At 62.9% G+C, this 20849-nt stretch carries 15 protein-coding genes; 8 read left to right on the forward strand and 7 right to left on the reverse strand.

Annotation, left to right across the window (positions count from 1 at the left end; translation table 11 throughout):
- Window positions 1-22: 22 nt before the first annotated feature.
- Window positions 23-802 (reverse strand): RsiV family protein, encoded by a 780-nt coding sequence (locus tag RN346_RS13100; protein WP_311961363.1) that lies wholly within the window; start codon window positions 800-802, stop codon window positions 23-25.
- 167 nt (window positions 803-969) lie between these two features.
- Window positions 970-2403, reverse strand: coding sequence for a hypothetical protein (locus RN346_RS13105; RefSeq protein WP_311958490.1), 1434 nt, complete (start codon window positions 2401-2403; stop codon window positions 970-972).
- A gap of 389 nt (window positions 2404-2792) precedes the next feature.
- Between RN346_RS13105 and RN346_RS13110 the strand changes: the two genes are divergently transcribed.
- From RN346_RS13110 to RN346_RS13120, 3 genes are all read left to right on the forward strand, one after another.
- Window positions 2793-3113 (forward strand): septal ring lytic transglycosylase RlpA family protein, encoded by a 321-nt coding sequence (locus tag RN346_RS13110; protein WP_263586388.1) that lies wholly within the window; start codon window positions 2793-2795, stop codon window positions 3111-3113.
- A gap of 293 nt (window positions 3114-3406) precedes the next feature.
- On the forward strand, window positions 3407-4411 hold the full coding sequence (locus RN346_RS13115; protein WP_311961364.1) for an NADP-dependent oxidoreductase: 1005 nt from the start codon (window positions 3407-3409) through the stop codon (window positions 4409-4411).
- 267 nt (window positions 4412-4678) lie between these two features.
- Window positions 4679-7234 carry a glucose/quinate/shikimate family membrane-bound PQQ-dependent dehydrogenase gene (locus tag RN346_RS13120; protein ID WP_311961365.1) on the forward strand — a complete coding sequence of 852 codons (2556 nt, stop codon included), beginning with the start codon at window positions 4679-4681 and terminating at the stop codon, window positions 7232-7234.
- Window positions 7235-7326: 92 nt separating this feature from the next.
- On the opposite strand, the gene RN346_RS13125 is transcribed toward RN346_RS13120, so the two are convergent.
- On the reverse strand, window positions 7327-9378 hold the full coding sequence (locus RN346_RS13125) for a TonB-dependent receptor (protein WP_311961366.1): 2052 nt from the start codon (window positions 9376-9378) through the stop codon (window positions 7327-7329).
- Window positions 9379-9608: 230 nt separating this feature from the next.
- Between RN346_RS13125 and RN346_RS13130 the strand changes: the two genes are divergently transcribed.
- Entirely contained in the window at window positions 9609-9782 is a 174-nt protein-coding gene (locus tag RN346_RS13130; protein WP_263586384.1) for a YqaE/Pmp3 family membrane protein, read from the forward strand.
- A gap of 91 nt (window positions 9783-9873) precedes the next feature.
- On the opposite strand, the gene RN346_RS13135 is transcribed toward RN346_RS13130, so the two are convergent.
- Window positions 9874-11139, reverse strand: coding sequence for a dicarboxylate/amino acid:cation symporter (locus RN346_RS13135; RefSeq protein ID WP_263586383.1), 1266 nt, complete (start codon window positions 11137-11139; stop codon window positions 9874-9876).
- A gap of 82 nt (window positions 11140-11221) precedes the next feature.
- On the reverse strand, window positions 11222-12067 hold the full coding sequence (locus RN346_RS13140) for a helix-turn-helix transcriptional regulator (RefSeq protein ID WP_311961367.1): 846 nt from the start codon (window positions 12065-12067) through the stop codon (window positions 11222-11224).
- 100 nt (window positions 12068-12167) lie between these two features.
- Between RN346_RS13140 and RN346_RS13145 the strand changes: the two genes are divergently transcribed.
- Window positions 12168-13295: an MFS transporter gene (locus RN346_RS13145; RefSeq protein WP_311961368.1), complete on the forward strand. Its 1128-nt coding sequence runs from the start codon at window positions 12168-12170 to the stop codon at window positions 13293-13295.
- 316 nt (window positions 13296-13611) lie between these two features.
- Complete coding sequence (locus tag RN346_RS13150; protein ID WP_252106441.1) at window positions 13612-13818, forward strand: cold-shock protein; 207 nt, start codon at window positions 13612-13614, stop codon at window positions 13816-13818.
- 98 nt (window positions 13819-13916) lie between these two features.
- Here RN346_RS13150 and RN346_RS13155 read toward each other — a convergent pair whose 3' ends face one another.
- Complete coding sequence (locus RN346_RS13155; protein ID WP_311961369.1) at window positions 13917-14771, reverse strand: putative RNA methyltransferase; 855 nt, start codon at window positions 14769-14771, stop codon at window positions 13917-13919.
- Between the two features lie 288 nt (window positions 14772-15059).
- Between RN346_RS13155 and RN346_RS13160 the strand changes: the two genes are divergently transcribed.
- Both RN346_RS13160 and RN346_RS13165 read left to right on the forward strand, forming a co-directional pair.
- Complete coding sequence (locus RN346_RS13160; RefSeq protein ID WP_311961370.1) at window positions 15060-18206, forward strand: MFS transporter; 3147 nt, start codon at window positions 15060-15062, stop codon at window positions 18204-18206.
- 152 nt (window positions 18207-18358) lie between these two features.
- The gene (locus RN346_RS13165; protein ID WP_311961371.1) at window positions 18359-18958 is read left to right on the forward strand and encodes a nitroreductase family protein; all 600 of its coding nucleotides are present in this window, start codon (window positions 18359-18361) and stop codon (window positions 18956-18958) included.
- Window positions 18959-19080: 122 nt separating this feature from the next.
- On the opposite strand, the gene RN346_RS13170 is transcribed toward RN346_RS13165, so the two are convergent.
- Complete coding sequence (locus RN346_RS13170; protein ID WP_263586377.1) at window positions 19081-20823, reverse strand: mechanosensitive ion channel family protein; 1743 nt, start codon at window positions 20821-20823, stop codon at window positions 19081-19083.
- Between the last annotated feature and the right edge of the window lie 26 nt (window positions 20824-20849).

Consider the following 20849-nt stretch of genomic DNA (forward strand, 5'->3'; position numbering starts at 1 on the left):
GGTTACACGTCAAGCAACGCGGTTACTGGTCGAGATAGCGCGGTTTGGCGATACCGCGCAGTGCCTCCAGAGGAATCTCGAGCTCTGGCTGACCCACGGCGTAAGGGGCGATGTCGTAGACGTTGAATTTCACCACCCAGCGGTCCTCGAGCGGGGCGACGTTACGGGACTGGCTTAGCGGCCAGTTGGCCGCGAACGCGGCGTCCTGCTCGATCTCGTCGAGCCAGCGCTGATGCGCCTCGGTGACCAGCCGCTCGAAAGCGGCCTCGCGACCCTCGATCAGCATGTCGCCAAGCCCGACGGTTTCCCCTGAGCGCTCGTCGATCACCATGAACTCGGTGGCGGGCAGACCGTGCGCCTGGCCGCTAAAGTAGACGTAGCTATTGAGTTCCAGCGTCAACAGATCGTTGTGGTGGCCATACTCGTCGGCCTCCAACAGCGCTTCACTCGCCCCGCTTTCGGCAACGGAGGCGCCTTGACGCTCGACCTGATCGAAAAAGGCGTTAGCGTAGCCCGCCCAGGTCGTTTGGGCACTCGGCGCCCTGGCGCTTTCGCTTTCAAGCGGGGCCAACGCGATCAGCCGGCGGCGAAGCTCGCGCGAGAGCGTCTCGGATTTTGGAAACTCGAGTGCGGAGACCCGCAAGTGGGGGCACTGATCGAGCGCGCAGTCGGGGGCAACGAACTGCTTCTCCTGCGCCAGCGTGACGATCGCGTAGGGCTCGACCGGTTGAGACTGATAGCTTTGGCAGCCGCTGAGCAGCAGCGTCGCCGCGGCCAGTGCGCCCACTGTTAAACGTGGCATGATATTTTCCCTTTTGAGTTCCATTCCTTTGGTGTCGCGCCGAATTCGCTCGCTCGCGTGTGATCTTCGCGCGCGCCGACTTCATGCTCGACCCCTTTAAATGTAAACGCCCTTGCCGCACAAAGCGAACAAGGGCGTTTAGCATGATCGGCGGTGCCGCTGGGGTATCAGGCGTCCGGTTCGAGTTCGGTCGGCTCGAGTTCGGCGGTCAGTTCGAACAGACCGCTTTCACTGGCGCTATAGCCACGGGCATGCACGGTATAGGTGCCGGGCAGAAGCGAGGTTTCAAGCCGCGCGTTGGTGCCGGAGCCACCGTCGTCATTGGACTCGGACACACCGTTACCGGTCAATTCGAGATAGGTATCGAAGTGGCTCGAATCCAGCGCGATCGTCACCGCCGAGCTCTGTTCGACCTCGAGCTGGTAGGTCACGTCTTCGCCGCTGTACCAGCCGCTGAGCGTTTCACCGGGCGTCAGCTCGCCGCCGTTTTGAAGCTCGGTGCCCTCGGGCAGCTCGTTCTCTTCCACGGCGAGCGTGAACTGGCCGCCGGATGTGGTCTCAAAAGCGGTGCGGGCGACGATGCGGTAAGTGCCCGGTGCAAGGAAGTCCGCCAGGCGCGCATCGTAGCCGTCGCCACCGTCGTCGTTATCCCGGTAGTAGCCGTCGTCGTCGTGAAGCTCCAGGAACGCATCGACGTCGCTTGAGCGCATGTCGATCTGATACATCCCCGCCTCTTCGATCTCGAGGGTGTACTCGAGCGGGGCGTTGTTGTACCAGCCGGTCAGCGACTCGCCCGGTGCGATGGGGCCGTCGTTGCGAAAATCGCCGGCCTGGCCGCTCAGTGCGGCGGACAGCGTAAACATGCCGTTTCCGCTATCGTAGGTTTGCGCCTTGACGGTGTACTCGCCAGGCGCGAGGAAGTCGGTGATCTGGGCGTCGAGGTTGCCGCCGCTGTCGTCGTCCTCACGACGGTAGCCGTCCGGGCCTTCGATGGTCAGGTAGGCGTCGAACTCCTCGGAGCGCATGTCGATCTGGTAAAGCCCCGCTTCCTCGACCGTCAGCGTCACGACTTCTTCATCGGACTGCATCCAGTAATCCGCCGGCTCGTCGACGGCTAACGTGTCGCTGTCGCTGATTTCGACGGTACGCGGGTAGAGCGTGAACGGGCCGTAGCTGCTGGCGTCCATACCGCTGACCACCACCAGGTAATCGCCGCCCTCTTCGATGCGATAGCGAAGCGGGGCACCGCTGTCCAGCATCTGCAGATGGTCGTCGTAAAGCGTGACGGTGCCCTGGAGCGCGCCGTTCAGGCCCAGCTCGACCAGCGTGTCTTCGTCGAGCGCCAGGCGGTAGTAAAGCGAGCGGCTGCCGTCGTTGCCGTTGAGCTCGCCACTGGTGGTGAGCTCACCGCGAAGGCGCTCATCGAGGGTCAGGCTACCGAGCCCTTCGATGGAATCGATCGGGAGTGCCTGCTCGGTCTCTTCGGTATCGGCCTGCCCCGAGAAGCCGGGAACGTCCGGTACCACCTGGGCCACGAGAAAACCGGCGAGCGCGCCGCCCAGAACGCCCACGACGAGCGTTAACGATGAACTATTAGCCATTGAAAAAATTCCGTTGAATGACGTTTAAGGTGCGCTTTAGGGTCGCACATCCATTGTTATATCACACGATTCTTATAAAACGCACCGACGGTTTTGCATCGCCTTGTAACGCGAACAAGTGTTACACAAAAGAAGCACTTAAACGGTACCGATCAATTTAAATTATTTTTGGCGAACTAAATTCGAAACTTGGGGTACATCTTCGCCGATTATCGCAAAGCTTGCCCAACGCAGTTGGGGGCGTTACCATCGCGAAGCCTTTAGGCAAACCCTTTATTTATATGCACACGCTGATTAAAGAATGGCCGATCGAGATCAATAGCTGAGGTACTCCAATGGGAGTTCATGCAAACATCATCAAACAAGGTTTATTCGCGGCTTTATTAACGATGGCGTCCAGCACCGCTTTCGCCCAGGGCATCGACCAGCAAGGCGTAGCTTCCTTCTACAGCGACCGCTTCCAGGGCGCGACGACCGCCAGCGGCGAAGCCTTCGACCAGCAGGCGCTGACCGCCGCCCACCCTAGCCTGCCCTTCGGCAGCAAGGTGCTGGTCACCCGCCCGGATACGGGACAGGAAGTCGAAGTACTGATCAACGACCGCGGCCCCTTCGTCAAGGGCCGAATCATCGATCTTTCCAAGCGCGCGGCGCGCCAGCTCGGCATCGTGCGCCGCGGAACGGCCCCGGTCTTGCTGACGGTGGTCAACTAACCCGCCAACGACGCTTGGGCGTTGTGGACTTAACGGCTAGCGTACTCCCCGATGTACGATACCCCTTGAGCTACGTGCTCCACCTGTTGATTTCCGCCTTGCTCGATGATGAAAAAGCGGCCCCCATGGGCCGCTTTTATCGTTTCGACCACACCGGATATTTATTTATTAGCGATTGGCGAACTTGCCCGGGCGCCTATAGTCTTTAACAGGCTGTCTTTAACACGCCGTCTTTAACAGGACACGGCCGCTTGGCGGTGCCGCGAGACGATTCATCTACGCAGGAGGCTTTGATGCAGTCACGCTACTTTACGCTAACCGATTATCCGGAAGGGCTACCCCGCAGCGAGATTTTCAAACTCGAAACCCAGGAGCTTCCCGAGCTCGGCCCGGGCGAGGTGCGCGTTCGCAACCGCTGGCTTTCGGTCGACCCCTATATGCGCGGGCGGATGAGCGGCGTGCATACCTACGTTCCCCCTTTTGAGCTTGGCAAGCCCATGGACGGCGGTGCGATCGGCGAGGTGATCGAATCCAACGACGAGAAATTGAAAGTCGGCGACCGGGTCAGCCACATGGGCGGCTGGCGGGATATTGCCCAGGGGGCCGCCCAGGGCGTTTTCAAGCTGCCGGACCACGACGTGCCGGAGCAGGCTTATCTCGGTATTCTCGGTATGCCGGGCATGACCGCCTGGACCGGGCTTAACCGCATTGCCGAGTGCAAGCCCGGCGACAACGTGCTGGTGAGCGCGGCCAGCGGCGCGGTTGGTTCGCTGGTCGCACAGCTGGCCAAGGCCAAGGGTTGTCACGTGGTAGGCATTGCCGGCGCGGCGCACAAGCTCGCCTGGCTCGAGTCGGTGGGCGTGGAGCCGGTCACCTATAAAGAGCGCACCGCCAGTGAGCTGAGCGACGCTATCAAACTGGCAAGCCCGGAAGGCATCGACGTCTATTTCGAAAACGTCGGCGGCATCTGCCTGGAGGCGGCACTTTCCCAGCTCAACGAAGGCGCGCGCATCGCGGTATGCGGCATGATCGACAGCTACAACGCCGAGAAGCCCGCCCCGGGGCCCAGCAATCTTTCGCAGTTGGTGGTGCGCAAGGCGAAGATGCAGGGCTTCATCGTCGCCGACCACTGGTCGAACTACGGCTACTTCCTCAACGAAGTGGCACCCCAGGTCGCCGCGGGCAAGTTCGATTACAAGGAAACCGTGGAAGAGGGCCTCGAGCGCACGCCGGATGCCTTCCTCGCGCTGTTCGAAGGCGCCAATACCGGCAAGATGCTGGTCAAGCTCGACGGCTAACCGCTAGCCGCGCCAGCAGCGCCTTTTCAGCACCCAACAGGCCGTCGCGTACTCGCGGCGGCCTTTTTTCGTGAAAATCGGCAAACCCGTTCGACCAATATCCTATTGACGATTAAAATGTTCACCATAGAGCGTGCGCTAACCCATTGCCCTTTCGGGCCGCTTAATGAAGCGTCTTATCGCCCCTCGGCCGATGGGTTAGCGCATCAAGCGGGCGAGGACTCTCACGAGTCGCTTGCCCATCATGCGTGGTAACAGGGATATGGTATGAACGAACACAAACGCGCCCGCGCCGCCTGGCCGGCCGTGATTCTCGGGGTCGTGCTCGGCCTTGCGGGGCTGGCGCTGGCCGTGGGCGGCGGCCAACTAGTGAGCCTGGGCGGCAGCGCCTACTATCTGATCGCCGGTATCGCCGTGCTGGCCACGGGCATTCTGCTCGCGCTACGCAAGGGCGCGGCACTTTGGCTGTACGCCGCCACACTGCTGGCGACCCTCGTCTGGGCGCTGTGGGAAGTGGGTCTGGACTGGTGGCAACTGGTGCCGCGGGTGGCCATCCCGTGTCTGATCGCCATCGTCATGCTGCTGCCCTGGTGGCGCAAGCCGCTTGATTCACGCGGCGGGAGCCTGGCGCTAGGGCTTGGCGTGATTGCCTCTATCGCGGTCGCGATTGCCAGCCAGTTCACCGCCCCGGGCGTGGTCGAAGGCTCGCTTGCCGATAACCGCGCCAACGCCGAGGCCAACCCCGCCCAGGTCGCCGGTGACGACTGGGCCGCTTACGGCGGCACCAACGCCGGCACCCACTACTCGTCGCTCGATCAGATCACGCTCGACAACATCGGTGAGCTCGAGGAAGCCTGGCGCATCCAGACCGGCGATGAGCCCGGCCCCAACGCGCCGCCGGAGATTACCAATCAGAACACGCCGCTGAAAGTCAACGACCACCTTTATATCTGCACCTCGCACAGCCGCGCCATGGCGCTGTCGCCGGAAACCGGCGAGACGATTTGGGAGTTCGATCCCGAGATCAGCACCCAGGGCGCCGACGACTTCTCCGGCTGGGCGCACATGACCTGCCGCGGGCTCGCCTACTTCGATGCGGCCAACTATTCCGACAACGACGCTGAGGCTGATAACGACGCCAACAGCGAATCGGATAACGCGACGACCAGCGATGTCACCAACGGCGAGAATGCCACGCCTTCACTGCTGTTCGCCGAGCGCGACGCCTTCGCTATCGACGTGGCGATCCTCGAGCGGCTGAGCGCCCCAACGGCCACAGAAGACAGCGCCGTGCCGATGCTGAGCCAAACCGACGTGATGTGCCCGCGTAGGCTCTATCTACCCACGGCGGACGCCCGCCTGATCGCGCTCAACGCCGATACCGGCGAGCCCTGCGAAGGTTTTGGCGAAAGCGGCGAAGTGGATCTGACGCAAAACATCGGCAGCTTCGACCCGGGCGGCTACTACTCCACCTCGCCACCCACCGTTACCGAAAACCTGGTGATTCTGGGCGGCCACGTGACCGACAACAGCTCGGTCGATGAGCCCTCCGGCGTAATTCGCGCGTTCGACGTGCGCACCGGGGAGCTTGTGTGGAACTGGGACAGCGGCAATCCGGACGACACCGCCCCCATCGCCGACGATGAAACCTACACCCGTAACTCGCCCAACGTCTGGGCGCCGATCAGCGTCGACGAGGAGCTCGGGCTCGTCTACCTGCCCATGGGTAACGCCACGCCGGATCAGTTTGGCGGTAACCGCAGCGAAAACGACGAAACCTATAGCGCAGGGCTCGTAGCGCTTGCGCTCGACACCGGCCAGGTCGCCTGGGTCTACCAGTTCGTTCACCACGATCTATGGGATATGGACACGCCCGCCCAGCCGGTGCTGATCGACCTGAACACCGCTGATGGCGTTCAGCCGGCGGTGATCCAGCCCACCAAGCAGGGCAGTCTCTACGTATTGAACCGGGAAACCGGCGAGGCGATCGTGCCGATCGAAGAAGTGCCCGCCCCCCAGGGCGCGGTCGAGGGTGACCGGACCGCTGACACCCAGCCTCGTTCGGCATTGAACCTATTGCCAGCGCCGCTCACCGAGCGCGACATGTGGGGTGCCTCGCCGTTCGATCAGATGATGTGTCGCATCCAGTTCAACTCGCTGCGCTACGAAGGCCAGTACACGCCGCCGTCGCTCGAGGGCAGCATCATCTACCCGGGTAACGTCGGCGTCATGAACTGGGGCGGCGTTGCCGTCGATCCCGAGCGTCAGACGCTGTTCACCGGCGCCAAGTATCTGGCGTTCGTGTCCACGCTGGTCCCGCGTGAGGAGGTCGAAGGCGAACAGGGCTCGGCCAGCGAACAGGGGCTGCAAGCCAACGCCGGCGCGCCTTACGCCGTCGAGCTCGGCCCGCTGCTGTCGATCTTCAACCTGCCCTGCCAGGCGCCCTCCTGGGGCGACGTGGCCGGTATCGACCTGCAAAACGCCGAGGTCGTCTGGAAGCACCCCAACGGCACCACCCGTGACAGCATGCCGCTGGGCCTGCCGATTGGCCTGCCGGTCGGCGTTCCGGCGCTGGGCGGCCCGCTCACCACGGCGGGCGGCGTCACCTTCATGAGCGGCACGCTGGATCAGTACCTGCGCGGCTACAACCAGGAAACCGGTGAAGAGATCTTCAAGGCGCGCCTGCCCGCCGGCGGACAGGCCACACCGATGACCTATACCGGCGCTGACGGCCGCCAGTATGTGGTGGTCAGCGCCGGCGGTCACGGCACCTTCGGCACAAAAATGGGCGACTACGTGATCGGCTACGCGCTGCCACAGTAATCCCGCCGCTGGCCGGGTGCGTCATCCAGCCTTCAACGCAAAACGGGCAGCCCAAGGGCTGCCCGTTTTGCGTGTAACGCGCATTTAGCGGTTTAGAACGTAAGCTCCACACCGCCGTAGACGCTGCGCCCCGGCGCCGGCTCATAGTAGCGCCCGAAGGTGCCGTTCAAGCGCACGTTGGAATAGTGCTCCCGGTCGAAGACGTTGCGCAGGCCAACAAACGCACTGAGCCTTGATCGCTCGTCGAGCTGCCAGCCGTCGCCGACGCGCAGGTTCACCAGCCAGTAGCTGTCCGCCTCGACCTCATTGGCGTTATCCGCCAGCAGATCGCCGATGTATTCGGTCTCGAGCGTGGCGAAGCGCTCGCCCATGCCTTCCCAGGTGAGCTGGCTGATCCAGGTCTGCTCCGGCAGGCCCGGAATGCGGTTGCCGTCGAAGTTTGCCGTGGGCGTGGCGAACTCATCGAAGGTGTAACGCGCGAGCGTCAGGGCGCTGTCGAGACGCCACTGATCCAAAAACTGCCAGCCAAGCGCGAGCTCCATGCCATCGCGGTCGGTATTGCCAGCGTTCTGGTAGAAGGTACGCCCGCCCTCATCGAAAGGCACCAGCTCATCACGCACGCGCACTGAAAAGAGCGCCAGATCGTAGTCGAGCGCAAGCGGCGCCACGTAGCCGCGAAGCCCCACCTCGCGATTCCAGGATTTCTGCGGCTCCACACTGGGGTTGAAGCCGCCGCCGGCCGGGTTGGCGAACTCGGCAAACGTCGGCGTTTCAAAAGCCGTGCCGGTATTGAGATAGACCTGATGCTGCGGGCGGTAGCGATAGCTGAGCCCCGCCGAGCCGCTCCACTCGTTGAAGGTCTGATCGCCGCTTTGATCGCCGTCGTCAAGGTAGCGGTCGTCGACCTCGAGCTCGACGCGATCGAAGCGCGCGCCGAGTGACAGCGTGAGCCGATCCGTCAGACCAAGATCGCCCTGGGCGAACGCGCCGGTGGCCGTCGCGGTCTGCTTTTCGCGGGCCACCTGCTCGCCCACCGCCCCCGCGCCGCTGACGTCGTTGCGAAAGCGGTCGTCTTCCTGGCGCGCGACATCCACACCGACGACGTAATCCAGCGGCAGCGTCCCGAGTTCGATGGCGTGGTGGTACTCGGCGCTGCCGCCAATATAGTCGCGCTCATAGCCCAGCCGGCTATCGCCGACGTAGGGCAGTTGCTGCTCGAAATCGCGCCGAGCGTAGAAGCCTTTCACGTAGAGCTCACCGGGGCCCGCGCTCAGATCCTCGTACTGCAGGCCAACCAGCTGCTGGTCGACGTTCTGGTGTGCGTCCAGCGCGACTGAATTGGGCGCGGCCAGGTGGCGGCCCCGGGTGACTTCGCGGGCGTTGAGCGCGCCCGGGTCTTCTGATCGCGGGTTGTCGAGCAGGTTGACGATCGCGGTCAAGGCGCGTTCGCTTCCCAGCTCGCGGCGAAGCTTGGCATTGAGCAGATACTTCTCGGTGGAGCTCTGCTCGCGGTAGCCGTCCACGTTCAAGCCCGAAAGGCTCACGTGGTGAGACCAGTCGCCATTCTGGCCACCATTTTGAAGCGAAAGCTTCTGGTAGCCGTCGCTGCCCGCCTCGACGCGCACGCTGGAACCCGGATCGCTGCGCCCATCGGCGGTGGTGATGTCGATTACCCCGCCGGCGGCGTTGCCATATAGCACCGAGGAGGGCCCGCGAATCACCTCGATGCGCTCGGCGCTGTCCAGGTCGATGGCGTCGAGCGCTGCCTGGCCATCGGGCAGCGTGTAGGGAATGCCGTCGACGCGCACGGTGATGCCGCGCACGCCAAACGGGGCGCGGGCGCCGAAGCCGCGAATGGCGATACGCTGGCCCTGGGCGAAGTTATCGCGGTTTTGCACGAACACCCCGGGCACGCGAACGAGCGACTCGTCCAGGCGCACGCGCTGCTGACCGCGCTGAATCTCGTCCTCACCCAGCGTCGACACCGCCGCCGGGGTAGCGTAGAGCTCGCGGGCGAGCCTTGGAGCGCTGACCTGGACCGGCGCGAGGGTGACCGCTTGCTCGTCGGGGGTCGTCTGGGCCAATACGGGCTGGACGCCCATGGCGCTGGCCAGAAAAAAGGTGGGCGGCAGCAATATCTTCATGGGGCCTCGATGGGTTAATGAGCGCAGTAACGCTTGGGCACAAGGCCCGGCAATAGAGAAAGAAGCGCAGGATAAGGGGTCAGGCTAGCGATGGCGAGCCGTCGGGGCAAACTTAAATAGCCGACGCTATAAACGTTAAACATTCGCACACTGCCTCAAGGGCAACTACACTTTTCGCTAAGCCGAGCGACAGGCCGTTGCTCGTTTATTGAATAAGCATTGGAGGCTTTATGGCCCTGACCGCCACCGACCCGATCAAGATACTTTTCGCCATTTTGCTGCCCCCGCTGGGCGTCTTCATGGAAGTCGGCTTTAAAGGCCATTTCTGGCTCAACATTCTGCTGACGCTGTTTGGCTTCATTCCTGGCATCATTCACGCGCTTTACGTGATCTTGAAGTACTGATCCTCACCCGCCGGTGACGAGATCGAAAAAACGGGGCGCCTTGAGCGCCCCGTTTTTTGTTCGAATTTTCATTCAGGCGTCGCGGCTGCGATCATGAGGCTTCAAGCGTCTCGTCATGAGTCTCCTCCACCACCCCATCGAGCGCCTCGCCTTCGCTGCGCGCGACCAGCGCCGTGCCGGTCAGATCGCCGGTCACGTTGAGTGCGGTTGCGCCCATACCCACCAGTGCGTCGATCGCGGTCAAAAGCCCCACCACTTCGATGGGCAAGCCCACTTGGGTAAAAACGGTGGAAATCATAATGATCCCGGCGCCGGGCACGCCGGCGGTGCCGACGGACACCAACGTGCCGATCAGCACGATCTGCACCATGCTGGCGAAATCCAGCGGCGCACCGATGACGTTGGCGGCGAACACCGCCGAGATCGCGATGCGAATGGCGGCGCCATCCATGTTCATGGTCGCGCCCAGCGGCAGGCTGAAACCGTAGATGCTTTTCGAAATGCCCAGCCGATGCGCCGCATTCACCGTCAGCGGCAGTGTCCCGGCGCTACTTTGCGTGGCAAACGCCGTGGCCAGCGGCGTTCGTGCCTCGCGAAAGAAAGTGCGAAGGCGCACGCCGAAAAAGCGTAGCGCCACGCAGTAAAGCACCAGCTGCACGGCCAGCGCCACGTAGAGCACCAGCACCATATCGCCCAGCGCCAACAGCGTGCCAAGCCCTTGCTGGCTGACGGTGCCAGCGACGATGGCGAATACGCCGATCGGCACGACGTGAAGCACGCCCGCCATCACTTTGAGCGTCACCTCGTTCAACGCCTGCAGCACTTCGTACAGGCGCTCGCCCAGCGCGCGCTGGTGCGAGGTCTGGCGCATCTTCAAAAGCGCGATGCCGAACACCAGCGCGGTGAAGATGATGCCCAGCATATTCAGTTCGACGAAGGCGCCGAACAGGTTGCTTGGCACGATGTTCAAAAGCGCCTCGACCACGCCCGGGTTCTCCGGCACCGAGAAGCTCATGCCCTCCTGGGGCGTGGTGTTGCTGCCCGGATCGAACAGCGAGGCCACGGCCAATCCCACGACGATCGCCAGCGCCGACGAGGCGAGATAATAGAGCAGCACCTTGCCGCCGATACGCCCAACGCTGCCTTCCTGGGATTGATTGATGCCCACCATCAGCGTGAAAAGCACGATCGGTACGATCAAAAAGGTCAACAGGCGCAGCAGCAAATCGCCAAGCGGTGAAAGCCACGCGATCAGCGTCTCGCCGCCGAACAGCCCGGTGAGCACCCCCAGCACCAGCGCGATGCTGACGCGCAGAATCAACGAGGTGCGCAGGTAGCCCTGCAGTAACGTTTTCATGATTCTTGCCCCAACTTGCTCAAATGAATACCGCCTCGCGGGCGAACCCGGCTGGGCGGGAGTATAGACGCCCTGGCGCGCTTTAACTCTCACCAGGCGTCACGCACTCTTTCAGTAATGTCTCCAATGCGTCATCCCGGGCCGCGTAATAGACCAGGCGCAGGTGGCGCTCGTCGTCGATGGTCAATGAAATATGCTCGACCTCCACCGCGCCGAGTGGCGCCACGCTGAGCGTGCGCACGCCCAAACAAGGCCCATGGATCTCCTGGTCCGGCCACCAGACGCGAAACTCCTCGTCGACCTGACTGAGCGTCTCGACCAGAGCATTCAGCGCCGGGTCCGCCGGGGCGCGGGCGGCGTCGCGCTTGAAGCTTCCCAGCATCTGCCGCGCTTGGGCCTGCCAGGGGTCGAACAGCGCGCGGATGGCCGGGTCGGTGAACAGCAGCCACAACAGGTTGCGCGCCTCAACCGCGTGGCGGGAGAAGCCAAACAGCGCATCGGCGGCGGAATTGAACGCCAGCACGTCCCAGCGCAGGTTGAGTACGTAGCTTGGGCGGGTCGGCAGATCCGCCATCAGCCGGTGTACCAGCGGCGGCACCTCGCACCAGGTCTTGCCGGGCTCCGACGGAAGCCGCTGGTGGGCCAGCAAAAACAGATGGCGCCGCTCGGTCGCATCGAGCTTGAAGATGCGCGCCAGGCGCTCGAGAAAGTCGCTCGAGGCGCGAATATCGCGGCCCTGCTCGAGCCAGGTGTACCAGGTCACACCGACGCCGGCAAGGGCGGCCACCTCTTCACGGCGAAGCCCGGGGGTGCGCCGGCGCGCGCCGCTGGGGAGCCCCGCCGCCTCAGGGGCGATACGCTCGCGGCGGCTTTTCAGAAACGCGCCGAGCTCGGGGCGGGTACGCGCAAGCGTTCGTGTCTGGACCACGCGGATACCTTTTGTAATAGCATAAAGGGTTAAATTGTACCCCTTTAAATCGCGCTTCAATATGGCGGCGTTCATTTTTTCACGCCCGACCGGAGCGCCCATGTCCCTCTCTTCTCGATCATCCTTTTCATCGTCAGACGCTACCCGTTTTTCGACGCGACTCAGCGTGGCGCTGATCGCGTTAGGCGCGTTTGCCCTGGGGGTGGCGTCCTACGTCACCGCGGGGCTGATACCGCTGATCACCCGGGAGCTATTCATTCTCGATGCGGCGGCGGCCCAGCTGGTCACGGCCTTCACACTGGCCTACGCCGTGGGCTCGCCGGTGGTCGTGGCGCTGCTGCCTGGCCGCTGTCAGCGCGAGGGGCTGATCGCTGCGCTGGTAGTGTTCGTGCTGGCCAACGCGCTCTGCGCGATGAGCACCAGTTTCATCGCACTGCTGATCTGGCGGGGTGTCGCCGGGGTGGCAGCAGGCGTGTACCTGGCACTCGGCATTGCGGCAGCGGGAGCCATTTCACGCGAGGGGCGTCGCGGCCAAGCGCTGGCGGTGATCATGGGCGGCATGGCCAGCGGCACGGTGCTGGGGGTGCCCCTGGGCCTGGCGCTGGCCGAGCGCCTCGGCTGGGCGGTGGCCTTCTGGCTCGTAGCAGCCCTGGGGGCCATCGCCACCGCCGGGCTTGTCATCAAGCTGCCTCGCCTACCCGCCCCCGCGCCAACGCCCTTGCGGCAAAAGCTTGCCATTTTGAAGCATCCGCCAACGCTTGGCATTCTGAGCGTGTCGCTGCTGGCGGCGATCGCCAGTCTTGGCATGTATACCTTTATCGCGCCGTTCATGGCCGCGCCCGCCTTCGGCGGCGTCTCGTCTATCGCGCTCTATCTATGGATATGGGGAGTGGGCGGCATCGCAGGCAGCTTTCTGATCGGGCCCTTCGTCGACCGCTACCTCGAGGCGCGCGTCACCCTGGTCATCATGCTAGTGCTGACGATGGCACTGATCGCTCTGCCATTGGCCGCGGCCCAGCACCCGCTAATGGCACTCTTACCCATCGCCTTGTGGGGCGCCGTGGGATGGGCGCTTCAGGTGCCGCAGAACAATCGGCTCATGCAGGTGCGCGCCCCTCATGGCGATGCGCATTTGGCGGTGGCGCTGAACGAGTCCGCGCTCTATCTCGGCAGCGCCCTGGGAGCCGGTGCTGGCGGGCTGATCCTCACCGGCGGGCTGTCGCCCTAGCATCTGGCATTGGCAGCGGCCGGCGCTGCCGCGCTGGGTGCTTTTTTGCAACTCTTGCTCCTTACCAGGGCGCACCGGCGCTGAGATCGCCCGCCGCCTGATGGCTTGCCGACCAGACGTGAAAATAAATGCAAAAAGGCTTTGACGCGTCGCGCCAATCGTGACACTGTGTGGCCAGTGGTTAGCAAGCAGCATGGTTTCAGAAGCGTACGATCTTTTCGGCAGCCTGATATTGTATTCCTTGTTTCACCCGCCACTTCATCTGGGTAATACCAGGAACGTTATAACAGCGCACATTGCGCGAAAGGATTTAGACATGGCAACTGGCACAGTTAAATGGTTCAACGACACTAAAGGTTTCGGTTTCATCGCTCCTTCTGACGGCGGCGACGACCTTTTTGCTCATTTCTCCGAAATTCAAGCTGACGGCTTCAAAACTCTGCAGGAAGGTGCAACTGTATCTTTCGACGTAACCCAGGGTAAAAAAGGCCTTCAGGCTTCTAACATCAAGCAGACTTCTTAATCCTTTGGATTAACTGTTTGAGCGGGCTCTAGCCCGCACTAAAAGGCCCGCTCATGCGGGCCTTTTTACGTTTGGGCGCTTCCCTCCAGCGCCCGTTATCACGCCCTGACCCACCGCTTGATCACCACGTCGATCGTCAGCGTCAGCGTCTCGAGCGCCTGCGCCCTCTCCCGCCCTTCACTACTGGCCCGGTAAAGATGCGGGGTCATCGTGAGCAAATCGGCAATCTCCCCGGCGCTTTCCAGCGTGAAGCGCTCGCTGACGTGGCGCGTATCCGCCAGTTCGAACCCGTCGGGCGTTGGGGTGTCGTCTGCGCGCGGCGCCTTGAGGCGGGGATAAATGATTTCGCGCAGCTCGCGCAGATGCTCGGGCCCGGCCTCGACCTGTAGCCAGACGCCGCCGGGCTTCAGCACGCGTTCGAACTCGCTCGCCACGGGAAAGCCGAACATGCACAAAAGCCGGTCGAGGGTCTGGCTCTGCACCGGCAGACTGGCGTTGCTACCGACCGCCCAGCGAATGTCCAGCACCGGCGACGGCGGGCGGCTTTGCCGGGCGGCGGCGAGCACTGCCCACTTCGAAATATCCAACCCCATCAGCGAAAGCGCGCCGTCAGACGCCTGCGCCAGACGGCGCAGGTAGTAGCCTTCCCCGCAGCCGGCGTCCAGACACGCCAACGGTTCGTTCTCTGACGCGCCTTCGAGCGCCGCGGCGCTGACCGCGTCGGCGATGACCTGATAGTGGCCGGCCCCCAGAAAGCGCTGACGCGCCGCCACCATGACCTTGCTGTCGCCGGGGTCGACGGAGCGCTTTTGCTGCACCGGCAAAAGGTTCACGTGGCCCTGTTTGGCGATATCGAAACTGTGCCCCGCCGCGCAGCGCCAGGCGCCGCTGATAAGAGAGAGCGGCTGACCATCGAGCGGGCATGCAAGCGATTGAAACGGAGTCGTCGACATAAAAGTGGCTCTTCATGGAAGGGGATGTGAACCCGGCACGGCGCCGAACTCGAAAACGTGGCCCTGTCGCCCGTCGGGTGAGCCAACCGGGTTAGCCAACCGGGTTAGCCAACCGGGCTTAAACGCAAAAGGGCTAGCGTATCAAAAAGCTGGCCAAAAAGTGGCGCCGTCCTACCAGGCGAGCACGTCATATCGAGTGCGAAAAGCGCGCAATCACTCGAAAAGCTTGCACCCGGGGCGCGCTTAAAAGAAAGTCTAGGCACTTCGAAACGACGAGGCTGACTCTTCATGTGGCACGTGTTAAGCGTCCAGGGCGTTTGGCCCTACCTGATCGCGATCTTTCTCAACGCCTTCATCGATCTGGGCCACAAGGTCGTGATTCAGAACACGCTGTTCAAAAGCGTCGAGGGCGGCGCCCAAATCGCGCTTACGACGCTGTTGAACGCGTTGATTCTGCTGCCATTCATCGTACTCTTCATGCCCGCCGGCTTCGCCGCCAGCGCCTTCGCTCGCGTGCGGGTGTTGCGGGCGTTTGGCTGGCTGGCGCTAGGCATCTCGCTTGCAATCACCGCGGCCTACTACGCCGGGCTTTTCTGGCTGGCGCTTACGCTCACGCTCTTGCTGGCGATTCAGTCGACGTTTTACTCGGCGACGAAGTACGCGCTGATCAAGGGCCTGTTTGGCAAGCAGCGCCTGGCCGAGGCCAACGGCCTGGTGCAGGCCATCACCATTGCGGCGATTCTGGGCGCCACCCTGGTGTTCACCGCGCTGTTCGAACAGCAAATCGGCGCAAGCGTCGCAACGCCAGGCCAGGTACTGGCCGTCGTCGCACCGCTTGGCTGGCTACTGGTAGCGGGCAGTTTGCTGCAGGTCGTGGCGCTTTATCGCCTGTCGCCGGATCAACCGGTGCAGCCGGCCGGGCGGCGCCAGTACAAGCGCACACTGAGCGCTAGCTCGATGCGCCAAAGCCTTCACCGCGTAGCGCGCCAGCCGGTGCTGCGTCTTTGCATCATCGGGCTTGCCACGTTCTGGTCCGTCGGCCAGGTGCTGCTGGCCACCTTCCCCGCCTACGCCAAGGGAGCGCTGGGCGTCGAGAGCACGCTGGTTTTGCAGGGCATTCTCGCCGCCAGCGGTTTGGGCATCGCGCTCGGCTCGACGCTTGCCAGCCACTTTTCGAAAAACCGCCTCGAAACCGGGCTGATTCCGATCGGCGCGCTCGGCATGGCGCTGGGGCTTATGTGTTTGCCGTTCATCACCTCTGCCTGGGTCCAGGCGCTCAACTTCGTTTTTTTGGGCACCATGGGCGGGCTCTTCATCGTGGTGCTCAACGCGCTGATCCAGTTTCACGCCGAGGAGTGCGAGCTTGGTTACGTGCTGGCGGTGAGTAACGCGTTCCAGCACCTGACCATGCTCGGCTTTTTGATCGTCACTGCGCTGATGGCGCTGGCCGGACTCGATAGCCGCTACCTGCTGGTGCTGATCGCCGCCGTGGCGCTGCTGGGCGGCGCCTACACCCTGGTAAAACTCCCCCAGAGTCTGGTGCGCTTCGTGCTGAGCTTTCTGCTCACCCGCCACTACCGGGTCTCGGTTCAGGGTCTGGAGCACCTGCCCTCCCGCGGCGGGGTGCTGCTGCTCGGTAATCACATCAGCTGGATCGACTGGGCGATGGTGCAGATCGCCTGCCCCCGGCCGGTGCGCTTTGTAATGCTCAAAAGCGTCTATGAGCGTTGGTACCTGCGCGGCTTTTTGAAAGCGCTGGGCTGCATTCCGATCGAGCGTGGCGAAAACGCCGAGAAGGCGCTGGAGGCGGTGGCGGCCCAGCTCAACGCCGGTGAGGTGGTGTGCCTGTTTCCCGAAGGCGCGATCAGCCGCACCGGCCAGCTCGGCGCGTTTCGCCGCGGCTACCAGCGCGCCTGTGAAAAGGCCAACCCGGACGTGGTCATCGTGCCGTTTTATCTGCGCGGGCTGTGGGGTAGCCAGTTCTCGCGCTCCTCCGAGCGGCTCAAGACCCTACGCCAGGCGCCGCTTCATCGCGCGGTCGTGGTCGCCTTTGGCGAGGCGCTGCCCAAAAACACCCCGGCGGACGTACTCAAGCGGCGCATTTTCGATCAGGCGACCCGCTCCTGGCATCACGCCCTGGAGCATCTCGATACCCTGAGCGACGCCTGGATCAAAAGCGTCAAACGCCGCCCGAAGGAGTCGGCGCTGATCGATACCGCCCGCCGCTCGCTCAGCGCCCGCCAGGCGCTGGGCGAAAGCGTCATGCTCGCCCGCCGGCTTGTTCCACTCAGCCCCCAGGCGCCGCTGGGGCTGCTGCTGCCCTTGAGTATCGACGGCGTGCTGACCACGATGACTGCGCTCACGGCGAACAAGACGCCGGTGCATCTCGACCCCGAGGCCGCTGACGTTTTCAAGGCGGTGCTCGCTCGCGCCCATATCACCACGATCGTCACCTCGCGCGCGTTCATCGCGCGCCTTGAACGCCGCGGGGTGGACGTCACCGCTTTACTTGCCGACCGGCAGGTGGTGTATCTGGAGGACCTGGTACCCGGGCGAGGCGAGCGCATCAAAACCGCGCTGGCGATCAGGTGCCTGCCGGCCTGGGTGCTGATCGGCCTTTACAGCCGGGCGCGCCGGCCAGGCGCCACGGCGGCCATCGTGTTTACCGGCGACACGCCCGAGCGACTCAAGGGCGTCAAGCTTAGCCACCGTAACCTGATGGCCAACGTCAAGCAGCTCTCGGATGCGCTCAACACCGAGCACGGCGACGCCACCATGGCAAGCCTTTCGCCGTTCAACGCCTATGGACTAACCGCGACCCAGCTTTTACCGCTGATCGAAGGGCTACCGCTTGTGTGCCACGAGGAGCCCAATGACAGCGTCGGTGTTGCCCGGGCGCTCGCCCGCTACCGGGTCAGCGTGCTGTGCACCAACGCCTCTTTTTTGCGCCGGCTGACGCAAAGCGACGACGTGCATCCGCTCATGCTGGAAAGCCTTCGCGTGGTGGTGGCCGGCGGCGAGCCGGTGGACGGCGAGCTCAGGGACGCCTTCGAGCGCAAGTTCCGCAAGCTGATACTCGAAGGCTACGGCGTGACCGAAGCCGCCCCGGTCGCCACGGTCAACCTGCCGGACGCGCTCGACGTCAACTACCTGCAGGTGCAGCGCGGCGCCCGGATGGGAAGCGTCGGCATGCCGCTGCCCGGCACCAGCATCAAGATCGTCGACGTCGATAACTTTCAAGAAAGGCCCACCGACGCCGTCGGCCGAATACTGATCAGCGGGCCTCAGGTAATGCAGGGCTACCTCAACGATGAGGCGAGCACGGCCAAAGCGCTCAAGGAGATCGACGGCGACATCTGGCTTGTCACCGACGACGACGGCTACCTGGATGCAGACGGCTTTTTGACGCTGGTGTCATCGGCGACTTCGAGATAGCCGCGCGGCTCGCCTGCGCGAATTTTCTTCACGCCATGCGCGGACTTTTCCCGATGGATTAGCGCATCGCGATGATCTAAATTACGCGCATTCCGATGACGTACCTCCCGGGGGCGTAGCCCCCACATCCTCGATCTACAAGGAGAGTTCGAATGACCAATCCCGCCATTGATGTTTTCGAAAATCGTCGCAGCCAGTACGCGATCGGCAAGGAGATTCCGCTAAGCCAAAGTGAAACGTCCGAGCTGATTCAAAAGGCGGTGAAGCTGGCGCCGTCGTCGTTCAACTCGCAAAGCTCGCGCGCAGTCATCCTGTTCGACGAGGCGCACGGCCGGTTCTGGCAGATCGTCATGGATACGCTGCGCGAAATGGTGCCGCCGGAGTCCTTTGACTCGACGGAGAAGAAAGTGAACGGCTTCGCCGCTGGCGCCGGCACGGTGCTCTTTTTCGAAGAGCAGGATGTGATCAAGAATCTGCAGGAGAAATTCCCGCTCTATGCCGACAACTTCCCGGTCTGGTCGGAGCACTCCACCGGCATCGCCCAGTTCGCGGTGTGGACGGCGCTGGCGGAGGCCAACATCGGCGCGAGCCTGCAGCACTACAACCCGATCATCGACGAAGCGGTGGCTAAGGAGTGGAACCTGCCGTCCACCTGGAAGCTTCGCGCGCAGATGCCGTTTGGTTCTCACGAAGGCGAATTTGGTGAGAAAACCTTCATGGACGATAACGAGCGTTTCCGCGTTTTCGCCTAGGCTCTGTCTGAAAAATGCCTGCGCTCACCTACTTTTCAGCTAGACCCCAAGCGCTGACACGACCTGCAGACCTAAAAAAGCCCCGCCGGCGCTCGCCGCGGGGCTTTTGCATGGCGCGCCGGTCAGTCGTCGCTTTCCGGCTTGGGCGCGGAGGTGGCCATGATGGTCTTCTGCATCTTGGCGCCCTCGCCCTTGGCGATGTCCTCTCGGCTGACCACCATGATGTCGCGCGGCCACCATTCGGGATGATGATCGCGGATGAAGGTCAGCATCTTCTCCCTGAGTTCGACCTCGGTGTACCAGCCCAACAGCGGCTCGGAGGTGACGAAGTAACAGGTCAGGGTTTGCTGCGAGCCATTTTGCGCCGTGACCGCGCACATCAAGCGGTGATTCTCGACCACGTGCTCCTGCTGCTCGGCGTACTCCATGAACTTCTTGCGCAGGGTGTTGATATTGGCGCTGATATGCAGCGTCAACTCCACGTAGCGGTAGAGCTTGGAGCTTTTGACCGAGAGATTCTCGAAGGGTTTGGAGACGAAGTAGGTCACCGGTACGATCAGACGACGCTCGTCCCAGACCCGCAGGCGAATGTAGGTGTAGAAGATTCCCTCGACGTAGCTCCACTGCCCCTCGAACATGACCAGATCGCCCACGCGGATCGGCTTGGCGAGCGATAGCTGAAACGAGGAGAGAATGTTGCCCAGTACCGCCTGACCCGCGATACCCACCAGCACTGCCAGCACGCTGGCGGAGGCCAGAATGGAGAGCCCAAGGGTCTCGAACAGCTGGATCTGGCTCAGCACGTAGAGCGACACGCCCACGACGGTGAACAAAATGATCGCCCGGCGCGCGGCGTAGAGCGAGGTGAGAAAGCGGCGCTCGTCGCGGGATTTGGTGTCGTCGATTTCGCCCACGAGCTTGCGCGCCATGTTGAGCAAAATGGTATCGACCAGGCGCAGCGCGATGGAGCCCAGACTCCAGGCAATGACCATGACCAGCAGTACCCGAAACGTGGTCGTGGCCATGGCGGAAAACGACACCACGTAGTCCAGCATCGTGCGGGTAATGAACGACATCACCAAAAGCGACACGGGCAGCTTGATGCGCGTAACGAAGATGCTGATACCGCCCGTGGGCAGCACGTGCGCCAGGAATACGACGACCTTGTTGACGACCCAGCCGAGCGCGGCGATCAGCAACAAAAACAGCGGAATGGCGATCCACTCCCAGACCATGAGCGGGCCCAGCGACACCTTCAAGCGCTCGGGAAGCTGCTCTTCGACCCAGGAAGGGCCGAAGGCGTCGTAGAGAATCGAAATGGAGGCCACGCTTTCGGGCATGATCAGCCAGACAGGCTCCTGATCCTCGACGTGATAGCGCCCCAGACGGATGTCGTAGGTCTCGCCACCGCTTTCGAGCGCCGAGATCTCGATATTCCGGCGCGGCTTACCGGCCATCGGGTTTTCGCCGGGGGAGCTTTCGATCACCGCATCCTGCCGGGCAGGCAGATTGGAGGTGGAGAGCCAGTCGCCGCGCTTGAGCACCTCGGAGAGCTGCATGGCAAGCTCGGCGCCGCGCTCGCGCTGCTCGCCAATATCGATATCGGAGAGATTGAGAATGTGCGCCGCGGCGGCGTAGTTCTCATCACGGGTCAACTGGAGAAAGCTTCGGATCGTGTCGCGCGGCGTCACGCGGGAGACGTCTTCGGGAAGCTCGCCAAGCCCCGGGTTGATTTCATCCACCGAGAACCAGAGCCCGTCGTCGTTGCCAGCCTCCTGGGCCTGAGCCTGGGACTGAGCCACACCGATGCACAGCCAGGCGAGCAGCGCCAACGCCTGTAAAGGCCACCACCTACTTCGTTTCATGCGAATTTCCATTGATAATACGGCCA

It is taken from the genome of Halomonas sp. PAMB 3232, assembly GCF_031954225.1.
Classification (GTDB): Bacteria; Pseudomonadota; Gammaproteobacteria; order Pseudomonadales; family Halomonadaceae; genus Vreelandella.